The sequence below is a fragment of the Rhizobium rosettiformans W3 genome (assembly GCF_004912135.1).
Classification (GTDB): Bacteria; Pseudomonadota; Alphaproteobacteria; order Rhizobiales; family Rhizobiaceae; genus Allorhizobium; species Allorhizobium rosettiformans.
In genome coordinates, this window is record NZ_STGU01000019.1 from 26,625 (window position 1) to 45,427 (window position 18,803).

An 18,803-nucleotide genomic window follows, 5' to 3' on the forward strand; every position below is an offset into this window, starting at 1 on the left:
CATGATATCGACGTCGATGAACGCGCCAGACGGGAACAAGCTCCGTTGACCCGGAAAAAATCTTATGAGGGGGTGGGGTGGGAGGTCATCACCTCGGAGACGTGGACTGTTTTTCTCAGCAACGGCTGGGTGAAGGTGCTGCGGCGGCAGATTTGGGCGTTCTGCGGGTTCAAGGATTTGAAGGTGAGGTATTTCTGTCCGGTGCGCGGGGCCACGCCGGAGGCGCTGGCGAAGATGGTGGAGGATGCCTCGGGGATTTTGGGGTGAGGGGAGAAGTCAGACGCTTTGCGGCGCAGAAGAGGAGACGCAGCAGTTGTCAGACTGTGAACTTTTGGCTGGAAGAGCTGTCTCCCGGTCGCGGATTCAAGAATGCTCGTTACCTGCGTCGCTACCATAGTCTCGGAGCCGCAAGTCCACTGCTAACCTTCTTGCGAGGCGGATTCGGTCAGATCTGTTGCTTCAAAGCTGTGCGTTACGCTAATTATGGGTTTCGGTATCAGTTCTTCCTCAGGGTGTTCACCCGGTCCTGCATAGTCAAACTCAAGGCGCAGGCGATTCAACTGATGGAATCCACACAGCTCTCCATCGTGGGCAAAAAACAACCTATTGCCAGATCCGGCACGAACGATAATGGCAGCTTGGACGATGGATCCGAGCCGATTGACCAGGGTTGTCAATGGAACGCCGCACTTGCGCTCAACCGTCTTGCTATTGCCGCCGTGCATGAGCGAATTACGAGCAGTCAGAAGATGTTTGAAATTGTCCTCAAGATCCGGGACTTTCAGCCGATTGAGTACCTCCTTTATCGCATCCTTCGGAAACGGAAATCTGGTCGCCTCGTGACCGCACTCTGCGCAAGAAATCGGAGAAGAACACTTGCGACAAGTTATTGGCGTTAGCGCCCTCTCGATCGTGTTTTCAGCAATTACCTCCAACGCATGCCAGAACTTTATGAATTGGTCGGCTGCTGACTTGTCCAACAGAGCCAGCCTAAAGTATCTTGCCGCGGTCAATAGAAACGGCTCCAGTGCGTCGTGTAGGATGACGCGGCCACCGTCAAAGTACCGTTGGCTCAATCTTGGCAACGGCGGATAGCGGCCGTCAAATCTCAAGAAGGCCAGCATCTTTCGCCGACCCGGTCCCGGTTCCCATTCGATCGCTCTCAACGGTTCGCCAATTCTATACCGGCACCTCGTGACCAAGCTCAGATAATCGAGAGCGTGTGCTAATTGAATTGCATGTTCATGAATGGCTTCATCTAGAGACGACGCTGGGCCAATCACGGTAGCAATGAACCCCGTTACATGACCTTGCTCGTCGGGAGCATCATTCCTGAGGGAAACTGAAAACTTCTCTACTGTCTCCAGCTCGCCGGAAGCGGTGCTGTTCTCGAAAACTAAGTCCCCAATACCCCTGTACTCGGTCCTCACCACAGACATCCTGAACTCCAGACTTGGCCCGGTTCCGATCTCTTCTGACACATAACAGCATTTTGGTGGTCCTTTGAGAGCTTTGCGTACCAAGCCACCAAGAATTGGGCTAAGCGGTAAAATCACCGCGCCAAGCCCTCCGCAGTTACGACTAAGTGGTCCCTCCACCTACTCCCTCGACCGCCGCCGTCTCCGCCCGCCGGCCTCGCCATCCCCCTCCGCTAGCACTTTCCGCTCCGGCAGCGTCACGACGCTTGCGAGCTTCGGGAAGGGGTCGACCTTGTTCGGCAGGGCCATGGCGTCGATGAAGAGTTGTTGGAAGTGGGGCTCCAGCGCCGTCTCGATCTTCTCGATGCGGGTGACGGTGTCTTCGATCTCGCGGCGGTAGTCGCGGTTGAGGAGGGCCATGAGGGCGCCGGTGCCGGCGGCGTTGCCGACGGCCTTGACCTCGGCGAGGTCGCAATCGGGGATCAACCCCAAGACCATCGCGTATTTCGGATCGATGAAGGAGCCGAAGGCGCCGGCGAAGCGGATGGTGTCGACGGTCTCGACGCCGAGCTTTTCCATCAGCAGCTTGATGCCGGCGTAAAGGGCGGCCTTGGCGAGCTGGATGGCGCGCACGTCGTTCTGCGTCACCGTGATCTTCTGGGCGCCGTCATGCAGGAGGTAGGAGAAGGTGCGGCCGTTTTCGAGGATGCGGTGGCTTTTCGCGGCCATGGCACCATCGACGACGCCATCGGCGGAGATGACGCCGGAGAGATACATTTCGGCGACGACCTCGATGATCGCCGAGCCGCAGATGCCGGTGATTCCGGTCTTTTCCGCGGCTTCGGCAAAACCTTCCTCATCCGACCAGGGCTCGACGCCGATGACCTTGAAGCGGGGTTCCAGCGTTTCGGCGTCGATGCGGACGCGCTCGATGGCGCCGGGGGCGGCGCGCTGGCCGCAGGAGATTTCCGCCCCTTCGAAGGCAGGCCCCGTGGGGGAGGAGGCTGCAACCGTGCGTTCGCGGTTACCAAGCACGATCTCGGCATTGGTGCCGACATCGACGAGCAGCATCATCTTGTCCTGGCGGTGCGGCCCTTCCGACAGCGTGGCGCCGGCGGCATCGGCACCGACATGGCCGGCGATGCAGGGCAGGCAGTAAACGCGGGCGCCATGATTGATGGCGAGATCGATCTCGCGCGACCAGGTGTGCACGGCGCCGGAGACGGCGAGCGCAAAGGGTGCCTGGCCAAGCTCGGTCGGATCGATGCCGAGGAAAAGATGGTGCATGATCGGATTGGCGACGAAGACGGCGTCGAGGATGTCGTCCGGGTTGACGCCGGCCTCCTTGCAGACCTTGACCGTCAGCTCGTTGATCGCCTGACGCACGGCCTTGGTCATGGCCTCGCGCCCGTCCGGGTTCATCATCACATAGGAGACGCGGCTCATCAGGTCTTCGCCGAAGCGGATCTGCGGGTTCGACGTGCCTGATGAGGCGATGACGCGGCCGGAGAGCAGCGAGACGAGATGCATGGCAATGGTCGTCGAGCCGATGTCGCAGGCGATGCCATAGGCCTCGTTGTGGAGGCCCGGCCAGAGCGCGATCATGTTGGGACGCGAGGTTTCGAGATCGCGGTGGATGGCGGCGGTGACGCCCCAGTTGCCCTTGCGCAGCGTCTTCTGGACATCGGGCAGAAGATGCTGGGCGACGAGGATGTTCTGAAAACCCCAGTCCTTTTCCAGCATCAGGTTGAGCCGGTCGAGATCGCCGAGCGGCTTGTGCATGTCGGGTTCGTCAACCTCGACATAGCAGAGCTGGATGGCGGGATTGCGCGGGAAGGTGCGGTCGGTCGCAGCCTTGCGGATGACCTGGGCGTTTACAACCGTATCCGGCGGCACGTCGACAACGAGGTCGCCGAGGATGGTGGCCGAGCAGGAGAGGCGGCGTCCGGCCGGGATGGTGCGGACCTCGGCGTAGCGCTTTTCCTTCGGCCCGACGGGTGAGATGTGGTCGTTGGACGAGGTGATGCCGTGTTTGGCGAACTGACCTTCCTGGACCTCGATCTGGCAACGGCCACAGGTGGCGCGGCCGCCGCAGACGCTTTCGACATAGACGCCGAGCGATCGCGCCGCTTCGAGCACGGAGGTGCCGACAGGAAAACGGCCGCGCTTGCCCGAGGGCATGAAGAGGACGAGGGGATCAGTGGCGTCTGTCATTCTGGTCTTTCGCAATCTGGGGCGGTTCCCCGGGGCATGACTGTCTGCTTGGCCTACTTGGCCACCGTCTTTTCGAGGACTTCACGGATCAGGCGTGTGTAGGGGATACCCCTTTCCTGAGCCTTTGCCTTGATCGCCGAAAGCAAGGCTTCCGGTAGTCTCATGTTCAACTGCGCTGACTTCTTTTCGAACTCGAACTGCACGGGTTTGAAGCCGGACAGGTCGTATTCGGAAAGGTCTGCAGTGTCGACGAAGGCTTCGGCCTCTTCGTCAGAATGTAGAACCGGCATCTGTTTACCCTTACCGTTGCTCATAGCGCCTGATCTCCCGTTCGTGCATGTAACGCGCGCTGATTGGTCGGATGAGAATTCCGAGCTCGCTTTCGCGCAAGGTGAAGGCGATGAAGACGTATCTGCCTTCCGAAGTGGTTCCGATGGCGCGCTTCCGGTCTTCTCCGACTGTGGGGTCGGGATAAACGGAAGGCGCCCTCATGAACACCTCCTCAATTTCTGCTTTCGTCAGGCCGTGCCTGGCACATTTCGGCCAGTTGCCATCGTCCCAATCGAAGCCAGAAATCGATCGCTTCATGTTTGAATACTACACGTTTGTATAGGCAAATGTAAAACGAGGGAGATTGGTCCTTATTCGGTTGGAGCACCACCGCCGACACGTGCCGCACGTCCACCGCGGCGGCCGCCGCCGGAGGCGGCTGCTGCCGGGGCTGCGGCGGGAGCGGCGTGCGCACCGCCCTCGGCGGGCTTGTAGTCGCGGTAGGTCTTGATCCAGTTGTAGCAGTTGTCGTCTGTGCCATTGAGGACGTTGGCGGCGCGGACGGCTTCCATCTCCTGCGGGCGGCAGGGGTTCATGATGGCGGATGTCATGCCGGCACCGATGACCATGGGGATGAAACCGGCATTGATGCCGTGGCGATGGGGCAGGCCGAAGGAGATGTTGGAGAGGCCGCAGGTGGTGTTGACCTTTAGCTCCTCGCGCAGACGGCGGACAAGGGCGAAGACCTGCAGGCCGGCGGAGCCGATGGCGCCGATCGGCATGACCAGCGGGTCGACGACGATGTCATGCGGCTTGATGCCATAGTCCATGGCGCGCTCGACAATCTTCTTGGCGACGGCGAAACGCACGTCGGGATCCTGGGAGATGCCGGATTCGTCGTTGGAGATCGCGACGACAGGGACATTGTATTTGGCCACGAGCGGCAGGATGGCTTCGAGCTTTTCTTCCTCGCCGGTGACGGAATTGACCAGCGGGCGGCCCTTGGCGGCCTTGAGGCCGGCCTCAATGGCGGCCGTCACGGATGAGTCAATCGCGAGCGGCACGTCGACGAGGCCCTGGACGATTTCGAGCGTCTGGACGAGCAGGCCGGGCTCGGTTTCGTTCGGGTTGACGGAGGTGACACCGGCATTGACGTCGAGCATGGTGGCGCCGGCGGCAACCTGTTCCAGCGCATCCTTGATGACGGTCTCGAAATTGCCGGCCTGCATTTCCGCAGCGAGCTTCTTGCGACCCGTCGGGTTGATGCGCTCGCCGATCACGCAGAAAGGCTGATCGAAACCGATGATGATTTCCTTGGTGGCGGATGCGACGATGGTGCGGGTCATTTCAGTCCTCCGGTCGGTGCCGGCTCTCGCACGGCGGGAATGGGATGTGCCGGCAGGTGCCGGGAAAAAGCAATGGGGTGGGTTCAGTGCGGCTGGGGATGCGCGGCCTTGGCTGCCATTTCCTGCTGGTCCTGGACGGGATCGCTGCCGATTTCGCGCATGCGTTCGGCCGCCATGTCGTCGGCGCGGGCATGTTCGCGCTTCCAGGGCTTGCGGCCCTTCAGGATGCCGGATTCATGGACGATCTCGGCGACATATTCTTCCTGGCGATAGGCCATGACATGCACGCCGGAGACGCCCTCGATCTCCTTCACCTCATTGATGATATCGATGCAAAGCTGCTTGCCTTCCTTCTTCTGATCTTCGGCACCTTCCAGGCGCTTGATGACGTGATCGGGAATGTGGATGCCGGGCACGTTGGAGCGGATCCACTTGGCGGTCTTGGCCGAGGCAAGCGGCCCGACGCCGACGAGAATGAAGCACTTCTCGTGGAAGCCGAGGTCGCGGACCTTCTTCATGTATTCCCGGAACATGGGCACGTCGAAGCAATACTGGCTCTGAACGAACTGGGCGCCGGCCTCGATCTTCTTGCCCAGGCGATAGGGGCGGAAATCATACGGCGGCGCGAAAGGGTTGATCGCAGCACCCAGGAAGACCTTGGGCGGCGTGGTCAGCTTGCGGCCGGAGAGGAACTTGGATTCGTCGCGCATCGTGCGGACGGTTTCCAGAAGCGACATGCAGTCGAGATCGAATACGGGCTTGGCACCCGGCTGGTCGCCGGCCTGCACCCCGTCGCCGGTGAGGCACATGATGTTCGCAACACCCATGGCGGCAGCGCCGAGCACGTCGCCCTGGATGGCGATGCGGTTCTTGTCGCGGCAGGCGATCTGCATGATCGGGGCATAGCCCATGCGGGTCAGAAGCGCGCAGATGCCGACCGAGGACATGTGGCAGTTGGCGCCCGAGGCGTCGACCGCATTGATGCCGTCGACCCAACCGTCGAAGACCTTGGCGCGCTCATAGACATCTTCCGGATCGGCGCTGTCGGGCGGATTGAGTTCGGCGGTGACGGCGAATTCGCCACGACGCAGGACGCGCTCCAGGCGGCCGAGCGAGGAATGGCCGGGCAGGGGATCGAGTGGCAGGTGGACGCCAAGCGGATTTTCGTCGATCTGGGCCATGCTCTCAGACTTCCTTTGCCGTCTGTTTTTCCCGCTCGGCGGCGGCTTCTGCCGTGACGCGCAGCCAGGAGGATGTCTCGCGCAGCGACTGGTTGACCGGCTTCTGCACCTTCAGGATCGCATCACCCGCGACCATGTTGCGCGAGCCGCTCCAGGCCTGGACCCAGACGCAGGGCATGTCCGGCTCGACCTCGCAATTGCCATTGGCGCGCACGCCGCCGCAGGGGCCGTTGCGCAGCTGCTTGGGACAGTTCATCGGGCAGGACATGCCGGTGGAGGACAAGACGCACTGGCCGCACATCCGACAGTCAAAGAGCAGGCCCTTCACATTGCGCTCGACGAAGGTGATCGGCTTCTCGACCCTGTTGTAGCCCAGCTTCTTCCAGACGGGATGGAGGAAGAGGAAGGCGCTGGCGAAATTGCGATAGAACCATTCGAGGAAGCGCGAATTGCGCACCGCCCAGAGGCGGATCGTATAGGAGCGGCGGGCGCGGCGGTTGGGCGAGACGCCTGCCGGCGTAAACGCGCCGGTCTTGGCCTTGGCGGCCGGTGCGGCATTGCCCTTCTTCGGCGGGCCGGGATCGACGAGCACGGGTTCAGCCATTGTCGCGGCCTCCGGCATGGACGAGGGCCACGAGACGGGCCTTGTCGTAGGCGGCCTCGATCTCGGCTGCCGCGGCTTCGGCTTCGGCTTCGAGGTCGTCACCGACCGGCACCGGATCGGCCTTGCGCCAATCGGCGAGATAGGCGTCGGTTTCAGCCGCTCCCGTGCGCATCGCGGCCATGTCGATGGCCTCGGTGAAGCGGAGCGAGAGTTCGCGTTTTGCCGATTTACGTCCCTGCTTGACGATCACCTGAGCGGGAATGTCCCGCCAGAAGACGACGATCTTGTCTGCCATGCCACTCACTCCCTTTGGGGCCAGAATGCACGGGGGGCATTCGCCGGACTGCGCTCTTCACGACGTCGCTTGTCGCCAAAAACGACGCTGCCACGAGTCCCGGTGTTTTTACCAGATGCGTCGCGTCAGACCGCACCAGATCCAGGACCAGAGGGTGGGCGGAAAGCGCAGGGCCGAGGAGCCTTCCGGCGTCTTGGGAGCAAGACGGTCCCTGAGTGCGTCCTCGATCGATTGGCGCGTGATGTCGAGCGAAGCGATGGTCAGCAGTAGGGGATAGGTGGAGATGAAATCAGCTGATGCAGGGCGGGTGCGGACCTCGTAGAGCGTGCCGCCGGTATCGGTGCCGGCGTCGACGAGATGGAGGGTGGCGCCGAAATTGTCAGGATCGTTTTCCCGGAGCGACCAGTAGCCACCCATCTGGCCGCGGTAGTTCGGGTTGATGCCGGCATGCAGGTTGATGACCGGGCAGGGCATGGCCGAGAGCTGGCGGGCCGACATCAGGCGGGTGGAGACGAGGAGGATCGCGCCGGGATCGAGCTCCTCGACGAGCGCTGCCGTTTCCGGTGCGTTGATCGAGGTGACCGGTTGGATCGGGATTGTTTGCGGAAGTTCACGCTGAAGGCCATGGCGGTCCAGCAGATCGGCAATGCGCCGGTCCGCCAGGCGGCGCAACAGGCGCGCGGCGATCATCGTGCCGAGTTGTCCTGTCGCGTTGATCCAACCGAGGCGCCGCGCCCGGCGGCGGGTGATCTCGCCTTTGCCCTCCGGGTTCTCCAGGATGACGGAGATGTCGAAGCCGCAGGCCGCCAGATGCTGGATGACGATGGTGGGGTTCAAGCCGCCGGCGGTCATGACGACCACCTTGCGGCGCGTTGGGCTGTCTCCTGTTTCGGACATCAGACGACGAGCGAGACGACGGCGATCGCGGTGTAGACCACGAAACCGGCAACGGCGAGCGACAGGAGGCCGATCAGACAGCCGACGACGACGCCGAGGCCATCACGCTGGGAATGGGCAAAGCCGAGGACGGCGAGCGCAAAGGCCGGCGGCCAGTTGCCGAGCGGGATCGGCAGGAAGACGACGATGGCGAGGATCAGGGCAAGGCAGCCGATTACCCGTTCGACGAAACGGCTTTCGAAAACCCAGAAGCGCGGCACGACCAGTTTCTCGGCCCAGCGCATCCAGGGCACCAGCCGCTTGACGATCGCTTCAAAGGTTTGCGGTTCGACACCGTAGTCGCTGACGACCCTTGGGAAGAAGACGCGACCGCCCGGAGACGCCATCATCTGCCAGGCGACGAAAATGAGGGGCAGGCCGAGGATGAAGGTTGCGCCCGGCGGCATGGGCACGAGGTTCGGAAGCGCGAAGACCAGGAGGAATGCGCCGAAGGAGCGGTCCTGCAGGGCGATCGCGATGTCGCGGACGGTCACCTTGCGGTCCGTCGTGCGGGCCAGCCGGACGAGAAGGTCCGAAAGGTTTTCGGGATGCTTGTCTTCACACGCGGTGGCGAGACCCGCCACCCATGTTTCCGCCCTGTCGGTCATTGCTGATTCTCTTGGTTTCTTGTTGACCTGACAGGCAGTGTCGCAAGGGGAGATTACAGCCGGATTAAAGCGGATCCGTGTCCTGTTCACGCTTTCGGGAATGGTGAAAGGAGGGTGAATTTTGTTGCCACCACAAATGGTTGTTGACCTTTGCGGACCGCAGCGACTGAGATGTCGGTATGGATCGGACCAAATTGAACAGCGACGAGAAAAACGCGCACGCGGTGGAGAGTGCCGGGTCAAGTTCTAGCGGCAATCAGCTGCCGTCAGGCTTTGACGCCTTCTTCATGACGGTTGTCCTTGGTGGCTTGGTCTTGTTTTGTGTTTTGGTGACCGTCTACGAAGTCTGGCATTGGGTTTTGACGATAGTTGTCGCCGCTGCCTTGTCGCGTGTTCCACTTTTCCTGCTGGTGCAGCTGCTCCTGGTGGTGGGGCTGTTGTTCGTCGCGGGCGCGCTGATCTTCAGCTGACCGTACGCACACAGCTCATCACCCTACCTCATTGCCTTGATTTCTCCTCTCTCCCTTGTCAGCTAAGAGGGCTGCCTTCCAAAAACGGGGAATCAGAATGAGGAAGTCTTCTCACGCAACTGCAGGTCTCGCCGCATTGCTGCTGGCGCTGACCTTGGGTCTCACCTCCTGCGGAAACACGATCCGGGGCGTCGGCGCGGATCTCGGCAATGCGGTGGATGCGACGCAGGATGCGGGGCGCAGCGTCGCCAATTCGGTCCGCTAAAGGGATCGATTTTCCCGACCTCAGTTGGCCGGGACCAGGCTTCGTTCGGCAGCCGCGACGAGTTCCGGCTGCAGGTCGCCGTAACCGGTGAAGCGATATTCATAGTCGAGCTTCAGATAGTCGGCGGCCCATTTGGCCTTGGCCTGAAGTTCGGCATCTTCAGTCTGCGCGAGATAGACGATCTTGGTGTAATTGCCGAAGACCATGTCGCGCAGTTCGGGATGACGATCGAGTTTCAGGGGCTCGATGACGAAGGCTTCGAACTGGCGGGTGATTAGGTCGGTCAGATAGAAGGAGGTGAATTCGCTTTCGCATTCGGCCAAAAACTTCTCCGTACCGGTGAAGAAGGCATAACAATGGGGGCCTGACAGGCGCTCGATGCCTTCTTCGCGACAGATCTTGTCGACCTCGCCCTGGGTGCCGCATTCGGCATAGCCGAGGAAGATGTTTTCATGGCCGGCTGCGCGGGCTTCCGCGATCTTTTCTCGCAGTGCCGGTGCAATCCTTTCGGGCCAGACATGCCAGATGGCGGGCAGGCATTCGAGCGACAGATGGTCGAGCCCGTTCAGCGCTTTGACGGCCAGGATTTCACGGGCGATCGCACCGCAGGCGATCACGTGAACTTTTTTTGATGTCGCGCGTTGTTCCATCGCAATCCACTCGTTACCCAGAGAAAAGGTACACCCACATGATGGCGAAAAAACTGACAGCCGGCGCAGCTCTCATCCTCACCGTCTTCGCACTGTCGTCGTGCGGCAATACGATCCGTGGCGTAGGCCAGGACGCCGCCAACACTGTTGATGCGACGCAGAACGCCGCCAACAACGTCGACGCCGCCGCCTCCCGCTAATTGTCAGCGCGCGGGGGACACCGCTTTGAGCGCACCTGAAACAGGAGAGGGAGCATGACGCTCACGACCATCGCAAAGGCCAGTGCCATCTATATGCTGGCGGCCATCCTGTATGCCGGCGGGCATGTTGCCTGGCAGACCATGGCAACGGCCCCTCAGGGCGAGTTCTACGCAGAAGCCGGCCTTTAAGGGCCGGCTTCTGCGTTTCCAAAGCTTCAGGCGCGGGCGCCCATGCTGTTGTGCTTGCGTGCAATAAAGTCCTTGGCCGTCTCGACCGCAACGGCGGCATCGCGACAATAGGCATCTGCACCGACAGCCTTGCCGAATTCCTCGTTGAGCGGCGCGCCGCCGACGAGAACGACGTAATCGTCGCGGATACCCTTTTCCTTCATCGTGTCGATGACGACCTTCATGTAGGGCATCGTGGTCGTGAGCAGCGCGGACATGCCGAGGATATCGGGCTTTTCCCGTTCCAGCGCTTCCAGATAGTTTTCGACCGGGTTGTTGATGCCGAGGTCAATCACGTCGAAACCTGCACCTTCCATCATCATGCCGACGAGGTTCTTGCCGATGTCGTGGATGTCGCCCTTGACCGTGCCGATCACCATCTTGCCCTGCTTGGGCGCGCCGGTGGCGGCAAGCAGCGGACGCAGGATCGTCATGCCGGCCTTCATGGCGTTGGCGGAGAGCAGAACTTCCGGAACGAAGAGAATGCCGTCGCGGAAATCGATGCCGACGATGCGCATGCCTTCGACGAGCGCCTGGGTCAGGATGTCGTAGGGAGCCCAGCCGCGGTCGAGCAGGATCTGTGTCGCTTCCTCGATCTCCTCCTTGAGGCCGTCATAGAGGTCATCATGCATTTGCTGCACGAGTTCTTCATCGGAGAGTTCGGAAAGAATGATGTCGTCTTCGGCCATGGTGGTGCTTCCCGCTTCTTTTTCAACGCGATTCCGGTCGCGCCGGGCATCAGACTGCCCGATCGAAAGTTAAACCTCAAGTTCGTGAAAAACTCTTTTCGATTACGACGCGGCGGCGGTGAAAAGCGACGGCGGCAGACAAGTGGAGGAAAAAGCCGATGTCTGCATGACGCAAGCCGTTGGCGCATAAAGGATGGTTTCACAAGCGGATTGGATTAGCATAATGGGGGAGAGAAGCAGCGCGATCGAGCGCTCGAGCGAGGAAGCAGACATGGACGATATCACGGCAGAACCGGGCGCAGGCCGCCGCCAACGCGGCGAGGGGCGAGGGGCTGCGGCCCGCAGGGCATCGCGCAGCGGCGGCGGTGCCGGTCCTGCCATGCCTTACATCACCCGCAAGATCCGGACCTACGAGGTTCTGGACGAGGAAGGTCTGGCGCTGATCGAACACAATGCCGATGTCGTTCTCGAAGAGATCGGCATCGAGTTTCGTGACGACGCGGAAGCCCTGGAGCTCTGGAAGCAAGCCGGGGCCGATGTGCGCGGGCAGCGCGTGCATTTCCCGAAGGGTCTCTGCCGCGAACTTCTGAAGACGGCGCCGTCCGAATTCACCTGGCATGCCCGCAACCCCGAGCGCAGCGTTCGCATCGGCGGCAATGCCACGGTCTTTGCCCCGGTTTACGGATCGCCCTTCGTGCGCGACCTCGAGGGTAATCGTCGGTATGCGACGCTCGAGGACTTCCGCAACTTCGTCAAGCTCGCCTATATGGCGCCGTCGATGCATTCGTCGGGCGGCACGGTCTGCGAACCCGTCGATATCCCGGTGAACAAGCGTCACCTCGACATGGTCTACAGCCATATCAAATATTCCGACAAGCCGTTCATGGGCTCGGTCACGGCACCGGAGCGCGCGGAAGATTCGGTTGCCATGGCGAAGCTCGTCTTCGGCGACGACTTCGTCGAAAACAACTGCGTCATGCTGAACCTCATCAACGCCAATTCGCCGATGGTCTTCGACGAGACGATGCTGGGCGCTGCCAAGGTCTATGCCCGTCACGGCCAGGCCTCGGTCATTTCGCCCTTCATTCTCTCGGGCGCCATGAGCCCGGTCACGGTCGCCGGTACGCTGACGCAGATCCTGGCTGAAGTGCTCGCGGGTGCCTCCTTCACCCAGCTGATCCGTCCGGGCGCACCGGTGCTCTTCGGCACCTTCGCCGCCTCGATCTCGATGCAGTCGGGTGCACCGACCTTCGGCACGCCGGAGCCGGCACTCGTTTCCTATGGCGCGGCTCAGCTCGCGCGGCGCATGGGTCTGCCTTTCCGTACCGGCGGTTCGCTCTGTGCGTCGAAGGTTCCGGATGCGCAGGCAGCACATGAGAGCGCCAATACGCTCAACATGACGCTCCTCGCCGGCGCCAACTTCGTTCTGCATGCGGCCGGCTGGCTCGAAGGCGGTCTTGCCGCCTGCTACGAGAAGTTCATGATCGACCAGGACCAGCTCGGCATGATGCAGAAGATGGCACAGGGTGTGGATCTCTCCGACGACGGCCAGGCGATGGATGCGATCCGTGAAGTCGGCCCGGGCGCGCATTATCTCGGCTGCGCCCATACGCAGGCGAACTTCCAGACCGCCTTCTATCGTTCGCCGCTCGCCGACAACAATTCCTTCGAGCAGTGGGAAATCGAGGGCCGCAAGCGCATTGAGGACCGGGCGAACGCACTCTGCCGCTCGTGGCTCGACGCTTACGAAGCGCCGGCGCTCGATCCGGCCATCGACGAGGCGCTGCTGGCCTTCGTCGCGAGCCGCAAGGATTCGATGCCCGACGCCTTCTCCTGAAAGGGTCCCGTTGCCAGGGAGCAAGGCGGAGCCAACAGAGTTGCCGACATGATCCAAGAGGAGGTCTGGCGACCGCATTACAAGATCGAGGGGCCGCGATGAGCGGCCCTTCTTCCGTTCTGACCGAGATCGAAACGCTGCTTGCCAGGCACGGGCTTTCGCCGCGCGGGGTGGTTCGCTTTGGGAGTGACGAGCCAACGCCGCGGTTGCCGGATGGCGGACGGAGCGAGGCGGTGGTGCTGATCGGTGTCGCGGGTGCTGGCATGTGGCCGGTTTTTTCAGCCTGGCGGGCAGCTCAGCCGGATCGGGGCGGGTCAGACCCGCTCGATCGGTGGTCTCAAAGCGTCATCGATTCGGTTGCCAGAGAGGTCGGCGCGGCGGCCTGTTATCCGTCAGAGGCGCCTTACCAACCCTTTCAGGCCTGGGCGATGCGGGCGGAGGGTCTCAAAGCCTCGCCGCTCGGGATCCTCGTCCATCCGCGCTTCGGGCTCTGGCACAGTTATCGCGGGGCGTTGCTGTTTGGCGACTGGCAGGATGGCGGCGAAGCGGCCGTTGGGTCGGATCATCCCTGCGATCGCTGTCGCGACAAGCCTTGTCTGTCCGCCTGTCCCGTCGGCGCGGTCACGGAAGACGGCTTTGACGTCCTGGGGTGCCGGCGGCATCTCGCGACGCCTCAGGGACAGCGCGGCTGTATGATCTCGGGATGTCTTGCCCGCAATGCCTGTCCTGTCGGTACCGAGTACCGCTATCCGGAGGCGCAGCTTCAATTTCACATGCAGGCGCTGACACTGCCGGATTGATCGACGGGATCGATTTCGGGGATATCGCGCAAGCCGTCTTCACAATGCCTGATATCAGCGGCAAGAAGCGGGCTCACCAAAGGGCCAATGCGTGCGCAAGATCCTCACTTTCCTCGGTTTCCTGACCGGCCTGACAATGCCGTCTGTTTCCCATGCGGCATGCGAGATGCTGCAGGAGGGTTCTCAGAGCTATCTTTCCTGCCGTTTCGACCCTGCCAAGGACGATATCCGGCTGCATCTCGCTTCTCCGGATGGACAGGCCTATGGCGGCTTTGCCCGTCTTCGCCAGCAGCTCTGGGCCGAGCGGCGGGTGCTGACCTTTGCGATGAATGCCGGCATGTATCACGATGATCTCTCGCCGGTCGGTTACTTTGCCGAGCATGGCAAGGTGCTGAAACCGGCTGTGACCGGCGGCGGCTGGGGCAATTTCCACCTGCTGCCGAACGGGGTCTTCCTGATCAAGGACGGCAAGGCGTCGGTCATGGAAACCAAGGCGTTCGTGGCGAGTGGAATGGTGCCGGATTTCGGCACGCAGTCGGGGCCGATGCTGGTGATCGACGGACAGCTGCATCCGCGCTTCCTGCCCGACAGCGACAGCTTCAACATCCGCAACGGTGTCGGCGTGGATGCCGATGGGCGGGTGCATATGGTGGTGTCGAGGGTGCCCGTGCGGTTCTACGACTTCGCCACGTTCTTTCGGGACCGGTTGGGCTGTGCCAATGCGCTCTACCTCGACGGCACGATATCGAGCGTCTTTATCGCCGAGGAGAAGCGCATGGACCGGCTTTTCCCGATGGGGCCGATCCTTTCGGTCAGCATGCAGATCCCGCAGTAAGGCCTAGACCGCCGCCTTGGGATAGGCGCGCTCCAGTCCGCCGGAGCGGCTGAGGCCTGTGCGGAAAGCGGCAAAGGCCGGATGCTGGCTCGAGCGCGCGACTTCCATCAGGCGGATCTGCAGGCGTGGCGGGGCGTTGTCGCCGATCCACTCGCCATTGCGTTCGAGCTTCAGCGTGTTCAAGAAGCGCCCCTCGGAGGCGATGTCGAGATAGAGGCAAAGGCCTTCGAGCAGCGCGTCGTCCTGGGCCGGGTTTTCGAAGATCAGCTTCAGGAAGGCCTGATCCTGCTCCTGCATCGAGGCGATCTTGGCGGCGACGGTGTCACGATCCGGAAAGGCGGACATGGGCTTACTCCCTCACATGGTCAAGGCTCCGGGACGCGAACAGAGCCCGCATCCATTAGGACCAGCTACACCACAACAAGTTTGCCCGAGGCTTGTCCCGCTGCTCCTGCGTCGCCATCACTCGTGGCGGAGCGCGTCGATCGGGTTCATCTGGGCGGCGCGGCGGGCGGGGAAATAGCCGAAGACCATGCCGATCGCGGCTGAAAAGGCGAAGGCGAGCAGGATGATGGAGGGGCTTGCCACGAAGGGCACGGACATCAGGCTGACCGCCGTATAGGCAATGCCGAGACCCAGCGCGATGCCGACGACACCGCCGAAGATGGAGAGGGTGACGGCTTCGACGAGGAACTGCATCAGGACCTGACGCTCGACCGCGCCGATTGCGAGCCGGATACCGATCTCGCGCGTGCGTTCGGTAACCGATACCAGCATGATGTTCATGATGCCGATGCCGCCGACGAGGAGCGAGACGGCGGCGACGGCGCCGAGAAGGCCGGTCATCAGCGTGGTGGTGCCGGTCAGGGTTGCCGCCATCTGGGTCATGTCGTTGACGCTGAAATCATCGTCGCGACCCGCAATGATCTTGCGGCGTTCGCGAAGCAGACGCTCGACATCCGCCTGGACCTTGGATGTGGAGACGCCGTCCTCGGCCGAGAGCATGATGCTCGAGACGTCGGAGGAGCCGCCGATGCGGCGCTGGAAGACCTTGAGCGGCATCATGACGACATCGTCCTGATCGCTGCCCATGCCGCTCTGGCCCTTCTTGGCAAGAATGCCGATGACCTGGCAGGCGACATTGCCGACGCGGATCGTCTGGTCGACGGCCGGTGTCGAACCGAAGAGCTTGGAGCGGACCGTTTCGCCGAGCAGGCAGACGGCCTGGCCGCCGCGCTCTTCCGACGGCAGAAAGCTGCGGCCGGAGGCGAGCTCCCAGTTCTGGGCGACAAGGTAGTCATCGCCGGAGCCGATGATCGAGGTCTGGCGGCTCTGGCCACTGAAGATGACGGTCTGGCTGGACTGGTTGATCGCGGCGACCGCGCGCAGACCGGGGATCTGATCGCGGATCGCATCGATGTCGCGGATGGTGAACTTCTTCGCATCGGTTGCCGCACGTCCAGGGCCGAACTGGCCGGGACGGACGAAGAGGAGATTGGTGCCGAGCTTGGAGATTTCGCTGGTCACTTGCGCGGTGGTGCCATTGCCGATCGTGACCATGGCGATGACGGCGGCAACGCCGATGACCACGCCGAGCACGGTCAGGAACGAGCGGAGCAGGTTGCGACGGATGGCGCGCAGCGCAAGCTTGATGGTTTCACCGAACATGGGCGAGGGGCTCCTCATTCCGGCTGTCGGACTGGATATGGCCATCGACAAAACGCAGGTTGCGTTTCGCATAGGCGGCGATGTCGTCCTCATGCGTGACCATGATGACCGTAATGCCATGGTCGCGGTTGAGGCCGGTGATCAGGTCCATGATCTCGCGGCTGGTCTTCGTGTCGAGGTTTCCGGTGGGTTCATCGGCCAGAAGCACGGCGGGGCTCGTGACGATGGCGCGGGCGATCGCCACGCGCTGTTGCTGTCCGCCCGAAAGCTCCTGCGTTGTGTGGTTCTCCCGGCCGCCGAGACCGACCTGGGCGAGCGCTTTCAGCGCCCGGGCGCGCCGTTCACGCGCATCCATGCCGCGATAGACGAGCGGCAGCTCGACATTTTCCACGGCAGAGGTTCGGGCCAGGAGATTGAAACCCTGGAAGACGAAGCCCAGCATGTGGCGACGTAGCAGGGTGTATTGCGCACGGTCGAAGCCAGTCGTGTCGATCCCCTGGAAGAGATACTGACCCGAGGTCGGCACGTCGAGGCAGCCGAGGATGTTCATCGCGGTCGACTTGCCGGAGCCGGAAGGGCCCATGATTGCCACGAATTCATGCCGGTCGATGGTGAGGTCGACGCGGTCGAGGGCGCGGATCGTGGCTTCGCCGCGTCCATAGAGGCGCGAGATCTGGCGAAATTCGATGAGCGGGGCGCTGGCCATGCGGCGTCCTTACCCGTTGCGGACGGTCTGGTCGGTGATGACCCGGTCGCCCTCCTTGATGTCGCCCTTCACGATCACGGTGTTCTGACCGTCGGAGGCGCCGATCTCGATGTTGATGGCCACGGGGGCGCCGTCGCGCAATACCCAGACGGTCCGCTCACTGCCTTCCGGCTCCGGCGCGCTTGTCGGCGTCTGACGGGGCGGGCGGAAGATGCTGAAGACACCGCTGCCGCCGCCTTCGGTCTCGGCCGGCGTGGTGGCCGGCGGCGCGTAGCGCAGGGCGGCATTGGGGATCAGCAGACCATCGGTGATCGACTGGACCACGATATCGGCGGTTGCCGTCATGCCCTGGCGCAGCAGCAGGTCGTCATTGGCGACAGACAGAATGCCCTTGTAGGTGACGACGTCGCTTACGGTTTCCGCGGCATAGCGGATCGAGGTGATCTTGGCCGGGAAGCGCTGATCGGGGAAGGCGTCGACGGTGAAGGTTGCGTCCTGGCCGACTGCGACCTGACCGACATCGGCCTCATCGATCGAGACCTGGAGTTCCATCTGGCGGAGGTCGCCGGCGATGGTGAAGAGGGTGGGGGCTTCGAGCGATGCCGCGACCGTGGCGCCGGTGTCGACATCGCGCGAGAGCACGATGCCATCGATCGGCGAGACGATGGTCGCCTTGGAGAGCGAGAGTTTCGACTGCTCAAGGGCGGCTTCCGCCGAGATGACGTCGGCCTCGGCACTCTGGCGCGCGGCTTCGGCGGCCTGGAAGGTGTATTCGGCGGTATCGAGATCCTGCTGGGTGGAGACCCGGCTGGAGACCAGCGTCGTCAGGCGATCGAGCTTGGCCTTGGCCGACTGCTCATCGGCGCGGGCCTTGGAGACCGTGGCACGCGCGGAGGCAACGGCTGCCTCCTTCGCCTTCAGGTCGGCGCTCAGCTTGTCGGTGTCGAGACGCGCAAGCACATCGCCCTTCGTGACCTCGCTGTTATAGTCGACCAGCACCTCGCGGATCGTGCCGGACTGTTCGGAGGAGACGTCGACCTGCACGGTCGGTTCGACCGAGCCCGTTGCCGTGACGATGACCGTGAGATTGCCTGGCTTCACCTCTGCCGTGGTGTAGCTCACCGTCGTCCCGCCGGCCGACCAGAGATAGGCGCCATAGGCAAGCCCGGCGACGGCCACGAGGCCGAGGAGGCGCAGCCCCCAGCGGGCCCTGGGCCGTGCGGCCTGATCCAGAATCGCCTTCAGCTCTTCGGTCTCGGGAGAGGTCTGCGGTTTCACGTCGTCTTTCACGTCTGCTCCGTCTGGATCATTCAACTCGCCGCCATCCTGGGGCAGGCGCGCTCTCAAACCCTTGATCGCGGTCAAGCGCGATCAGGTTCCATGGCTATGGAGATAGACATTCGCAGCGGAAAGGACAGTGAAAGATTGGTAAGGTTGGGGAGGCGGGCAGCGGGCGGCCTCGGCAGCGAAACTTGCCAGTATGGCGGAAGAGGTGGGATTCGAACCCACGGTACGGTCTCCCGCACGCCGGTTTTCAAGACCGGTTCCTTAAACCACTCGGACACTCTTCCAGTGGGGTGCGT

Annotated in this window: 24 protein-coding genes and 1 tRNA gene; 8 read left to right on the top strand and 17 right to left on the bottom strand. The window is 62.4% G+C overall.

Annotated elements, in window-relative coordinates:
• Positions 1–45 precede the first annotated feature (45 nt).
• The gene (locus FAA86_RS21695) at positions 46–267 is read left to right on the top strand and encodes a hypothetical protein (RefSeq protein WP_183954740.1); all 222 of its coding nucleotides are present in this window, start codon (positions 46–48) and stop codon (positions 265–267) included.
• A 152-nt stretch (positions 268–419) separates the two neighbouring features.
• On the opposite strand, the gene FAA86_RS21700 is transcribed toward FAA86_RS21695, so the two are convergent.
• The 10 genes from FAA86_RS21700 to FAA86_RS21745 form a co-directional block, all read right to left on the bottom strand.
• Positions 420–1,439 (bottom strand): HEPN domain-containing protein, encoded by a 1,020-nt coding sequence (locus FAA86_RS21700; protein ID WP_136543086.1) that lies wholly within the window; start codon positions 1,437–1,439, stop codon positions 420–422.
• Between the two features lie 159 nt (positions 1,440–1,598).
• Positions 1,599–3,632 (bottom strand): ASKHA domain-containing protein, encoded by a 2,034-nt coding sequence (locus tag FAA86_RS21705; RefSeq protein ID WP_136543088.1) that lies wholly within the window; start codon positions 3,630–3,632, stop codon positions 1,599–1,601.
• A gap of 53 nt (positions 3,633–3,685) precedes the next feature.
• Positions 3,686–3,922 carry a CopG family antitoxin gene (locus FAA86_RS21710; protein ID WP_246035159.1) on the bottom strand — a complete coding sequence of 79 codons (237 nt, stop codon included), beginning with the start codon at positions 3,920–3,922 and terminating at the stop codon, positions 3,686–3,688.
• Positions 3,923–3,932: 10 nt separating this feature from the next.
• Entirely contained in the window at positions 3,933–4,220 is a 288-nt protein-coding gene (locus tag FAA86_RS21715) for a BrnT family toxin (protein WP_136543092.1), read from the bottom strand.
• 53 nt (positions 4,221–4,273) lie between these two features.
• Positions 4,274–5,248, bottom strand: coding sequence for a methyltetrahydrofolate cobalamin methyltransferase (locus FAA86_RS21720; RefSeq protein WP_136543094.1), 975 nt, complete (start codon positions 5,246–5,248; stop codon positions 4,274–4,276).
• Between the two features lie 83 nt (positions 5,249–5,331).
• Positions 5,332–6,429, bottom strand: coding sequence for a methylenetetrahydrofolate reductase (locus FAA86_RS21725; protein ID WP_136543096.1), 1,098 nt, complete (start codon positions 6,427–6,429; stop codon positions 5,332–5,334).
• A gap of 4 nt (positions 6,430–6,433) precedes the next feature.
• Entirely contained in the window at positions 6,434–7,033 is a 600-nt protein-coding gene (locus FAA86_RS21730; protein WP_136543098.1) for a methylenetetrahydrofolate reductase C-terminal domain-containing protein, read from the bottom strand.
• A complete protein-coding gene (locus FAA86_RS21735) occupies positions 7,026–7,328 on the bottom strand; it encodes a virulence factor (protein WP_136543100.1) in 303 nt (100 codons plus the stop codon). Before FAA86_RS21735 ends, FAA86_RS21730 begins: the two co-directional genes overlap by 8 nt.
• 108 nt (positions 7,329–7,436) lie before the next feature.
• A complete protein-coding gene (locus FAA86_RS21740) occupies positions 7,437–8,225 on the bottom strand; it encodes a formyl transferase (RefSeq protein ID WP_136543102.1) in 789 nt (262 codons plus the stop codon).
• On the bottom strand, positions 8,225–8,872 hold the full coding sequence (locus tag FAA86_RS21745; protein WP_136543104.1) for an exopolysaccharide biosynthesis protein: 648 nt from the start codon (positions 8,870–8,872) through the stop codon (positions 8,225–8,227). The genes FAA86_RS21740 and FAA86_RS21745 overlap by 1 nt, the downstream gene beginning before the upstream one ends.
• Positions 8,873–9,066: 194 nt before the next feature.
• Here FAA86_RS21745 and FAA86_RS21750 point away from each other — a divergent pair, with 194 nt between their 5' ends.
• Positions 9,067–9,342 carry a hypothetical protein gene (locus FAA86_RS21750; RefSeq protein ID WP_136543106.1) on the top strand — a complete coding sequence of 92 codons (276 nt, stop codon included), beginning with the start codon at positions 9,067–9,069 and terminating at the stop codon, positions 9,340–9,342.
• 97 nt (positions 9,343–9,439) lie between these two features.
• A complete protein-coding gene (locus FAA86_RS21755) occupies positions 9,440–9,607 on the top strand; it encodes an entericidin domain-containing protein (protein ID WP_136543108.1) in 168 nt (55 codons plus the stop codon).
• A 20-nt stretch (positions 9,608–9,627) separates the two neighbouring features.
• On the opposite strand, the gene FAA86_RS21760 is transcribed toward FAA86_RS21755, so the two are convergent.
• Positions 9,628–10,257, bottom strand: coding sequence for a DUF1638 domain-containing protein (locus tag FAA86_RS21760; RefSeq protein WP_136543110.1), 630 nt, complete (start codon positions 10,255–10,257; stop codon positions 9,628–9,630).
• A 38-nt stretch (positions 10,258–10,295) separates the two neighbouring features.
• On the opposite strand from FAA86_RS21760, the gene FAA86_RS21765 reads away from it, so the two are divergent.
• Both FAA86_RS21765 and FAA86_RS25130 read left to right on the top strand, forming a co-directional pair.
• Positions 10,296–10,457, top strand: a complete 162-nt coding sequence (locus FAA86_RS21765) for an entericidin domain-containing protein (RefSeq protein ID WP_113461372.1) — start codon at positions 10,296–10,298, stop codon at positions 10,455–10,457.
• A gap of 54 nt (positions 10,458–10,511) precedes the next feature.
• Complete coding sequence (locus FAA86_RS25130) at positions 10,512–10,646, top strand: hypothetical protein (RefSeq protein ID WP_280640729.1); 135 nt, start codon at positions 10,512–10,514, stop codon at positions 10,644–10,646.
• A gap of 26 nt (positions 10,647–10,672) precedes the next feature.
• On the opposite strand, the gene FAA86_RS21770 is transcribed toward FAA86_RS25130, so the two are convergent.
• Positions 10,673–11,374, bottom strand: a complete 702-nt coding sequence (locus FAA86_RS21770) for a corrinoid protein (RefSeq protein WP_113461371.1) — start codon at positions 11,372–11,374, stop codon at positions 10,673–10,675.
• Positions 11,375–11,645: 271 nt separating this feature from the next.
• On the opposite strand from FAA86_RS21770, the gene FAA86_RS21775 reads away from it, so the two are divergent.
• The 3 genes from FAA86_RS21775 (at position 11,646) to FAA86_RS21785 (ending at position 14,846) form a co-directional block, all read left to right on the top strand.
• A complete protein-coding gene (locus FAA86_RS21775) occupies positions 11,646–13,211 on the top strand; it encodes a trimethylamine methyltransferase family protein (RefSeq protein ID WP_136543112.1) in 1,566 nt (521 codons plus the stop codon).
• Positions 13,212–13,309: 98 nt separating this feature from the next.
• On the top strand, positions 13,310–14,011 hold the full coding sequence (locus FAA86_RS21780) for a 4Fe-4S dicluster domain-containing protein (protein ID WP_136543114.1): 702 nt from the start codon (positions 13,310–13,312) through the stop codon (positions 14,009–14,011).
• Positions 14,012–14,102: 91 nt separating this feature from the next.
• Positions 14,103–14,846: a phosphodiester glycosidase family protein gene (locus FAA86_RS21785; RefSeq protein ID WP_246035160.1), complete on the top strand. Its 744-nt coding sequence runs from the start codon at positions 14,103–14,105 to the stop codon at positions 14,844–14,846.
• Between the two features lie 3 nt (positions 14,847–14,849).
• Here the strand turns inward: FAA86_RS21785 and FAA86_RS21790 are convergent, their stop codons facing one another.
• The 5 genes from FAA86_RS21790 to FAA86_RS21810 form a co-directional block, all read right to left on the bottom strand.
• Complete coding sequence (locus FAA86_RS21790) at positions 14,850–15,191, bottom strand: hypothetical protein (protein WP_113461369.1); 342 nt, start codon at positions 15,189–15,191, stop codon at positions 14,850–14,852.
• A gap of 117 nt (positions 15,192–15,308) precedes the next feature.
• The gene (locus tag FAA86_RS21795) at positions 15,309–16,514 is read right to left on the bottom strand and encodes an ABC transporter permease (protein WP_136543116.1); all 1,206 of its coding nucleotides are present in this window, start codon (positions 16,512–16,514) and stop codon (positions 15,309–15,311) included.
• Positions 16,504–17,220 carry an ABC transporter ATP-binding protein gene (locus FAA86_RS21800; RefSeq protein ID WP_136543118.1) on the bottom strand — a complete coding sequence of 239 codons (717 nt, stop codon included), beginning with the start codon at positions 17,218–17,220 and terminating at the stop codon, positions 16,504–16,506. Before FAA86_RS21800 ends, FAA86_RS21795 begins: the two co-directional genes overlap by 11 nt.
• 9 nt (positions 17,221–17,229) lie before the next feature.
• The gene (locus FAA86_RS21805; RefSeq protein ID WP_136543136.1) at positions 17,230–18,510 is read right to left on the bottom strand and encodes an efflux RND transporter periplasmic adaptor subunit; all 1,281 of its coding nucleotides are present in this window, start codon (positions 18,508–18,510) and stop codon (positions 17,230–17,232) included.
• A 191-nt stretch (positions 18,511–18,701) separates the two neighbouring features.
• Positions 18,702–18,791, bottom strand: a tRNA-Ser gene (locus FAA86_RS21810).
• Positions 18,792–18,803 lie beyond the last annotated feature (12 nt).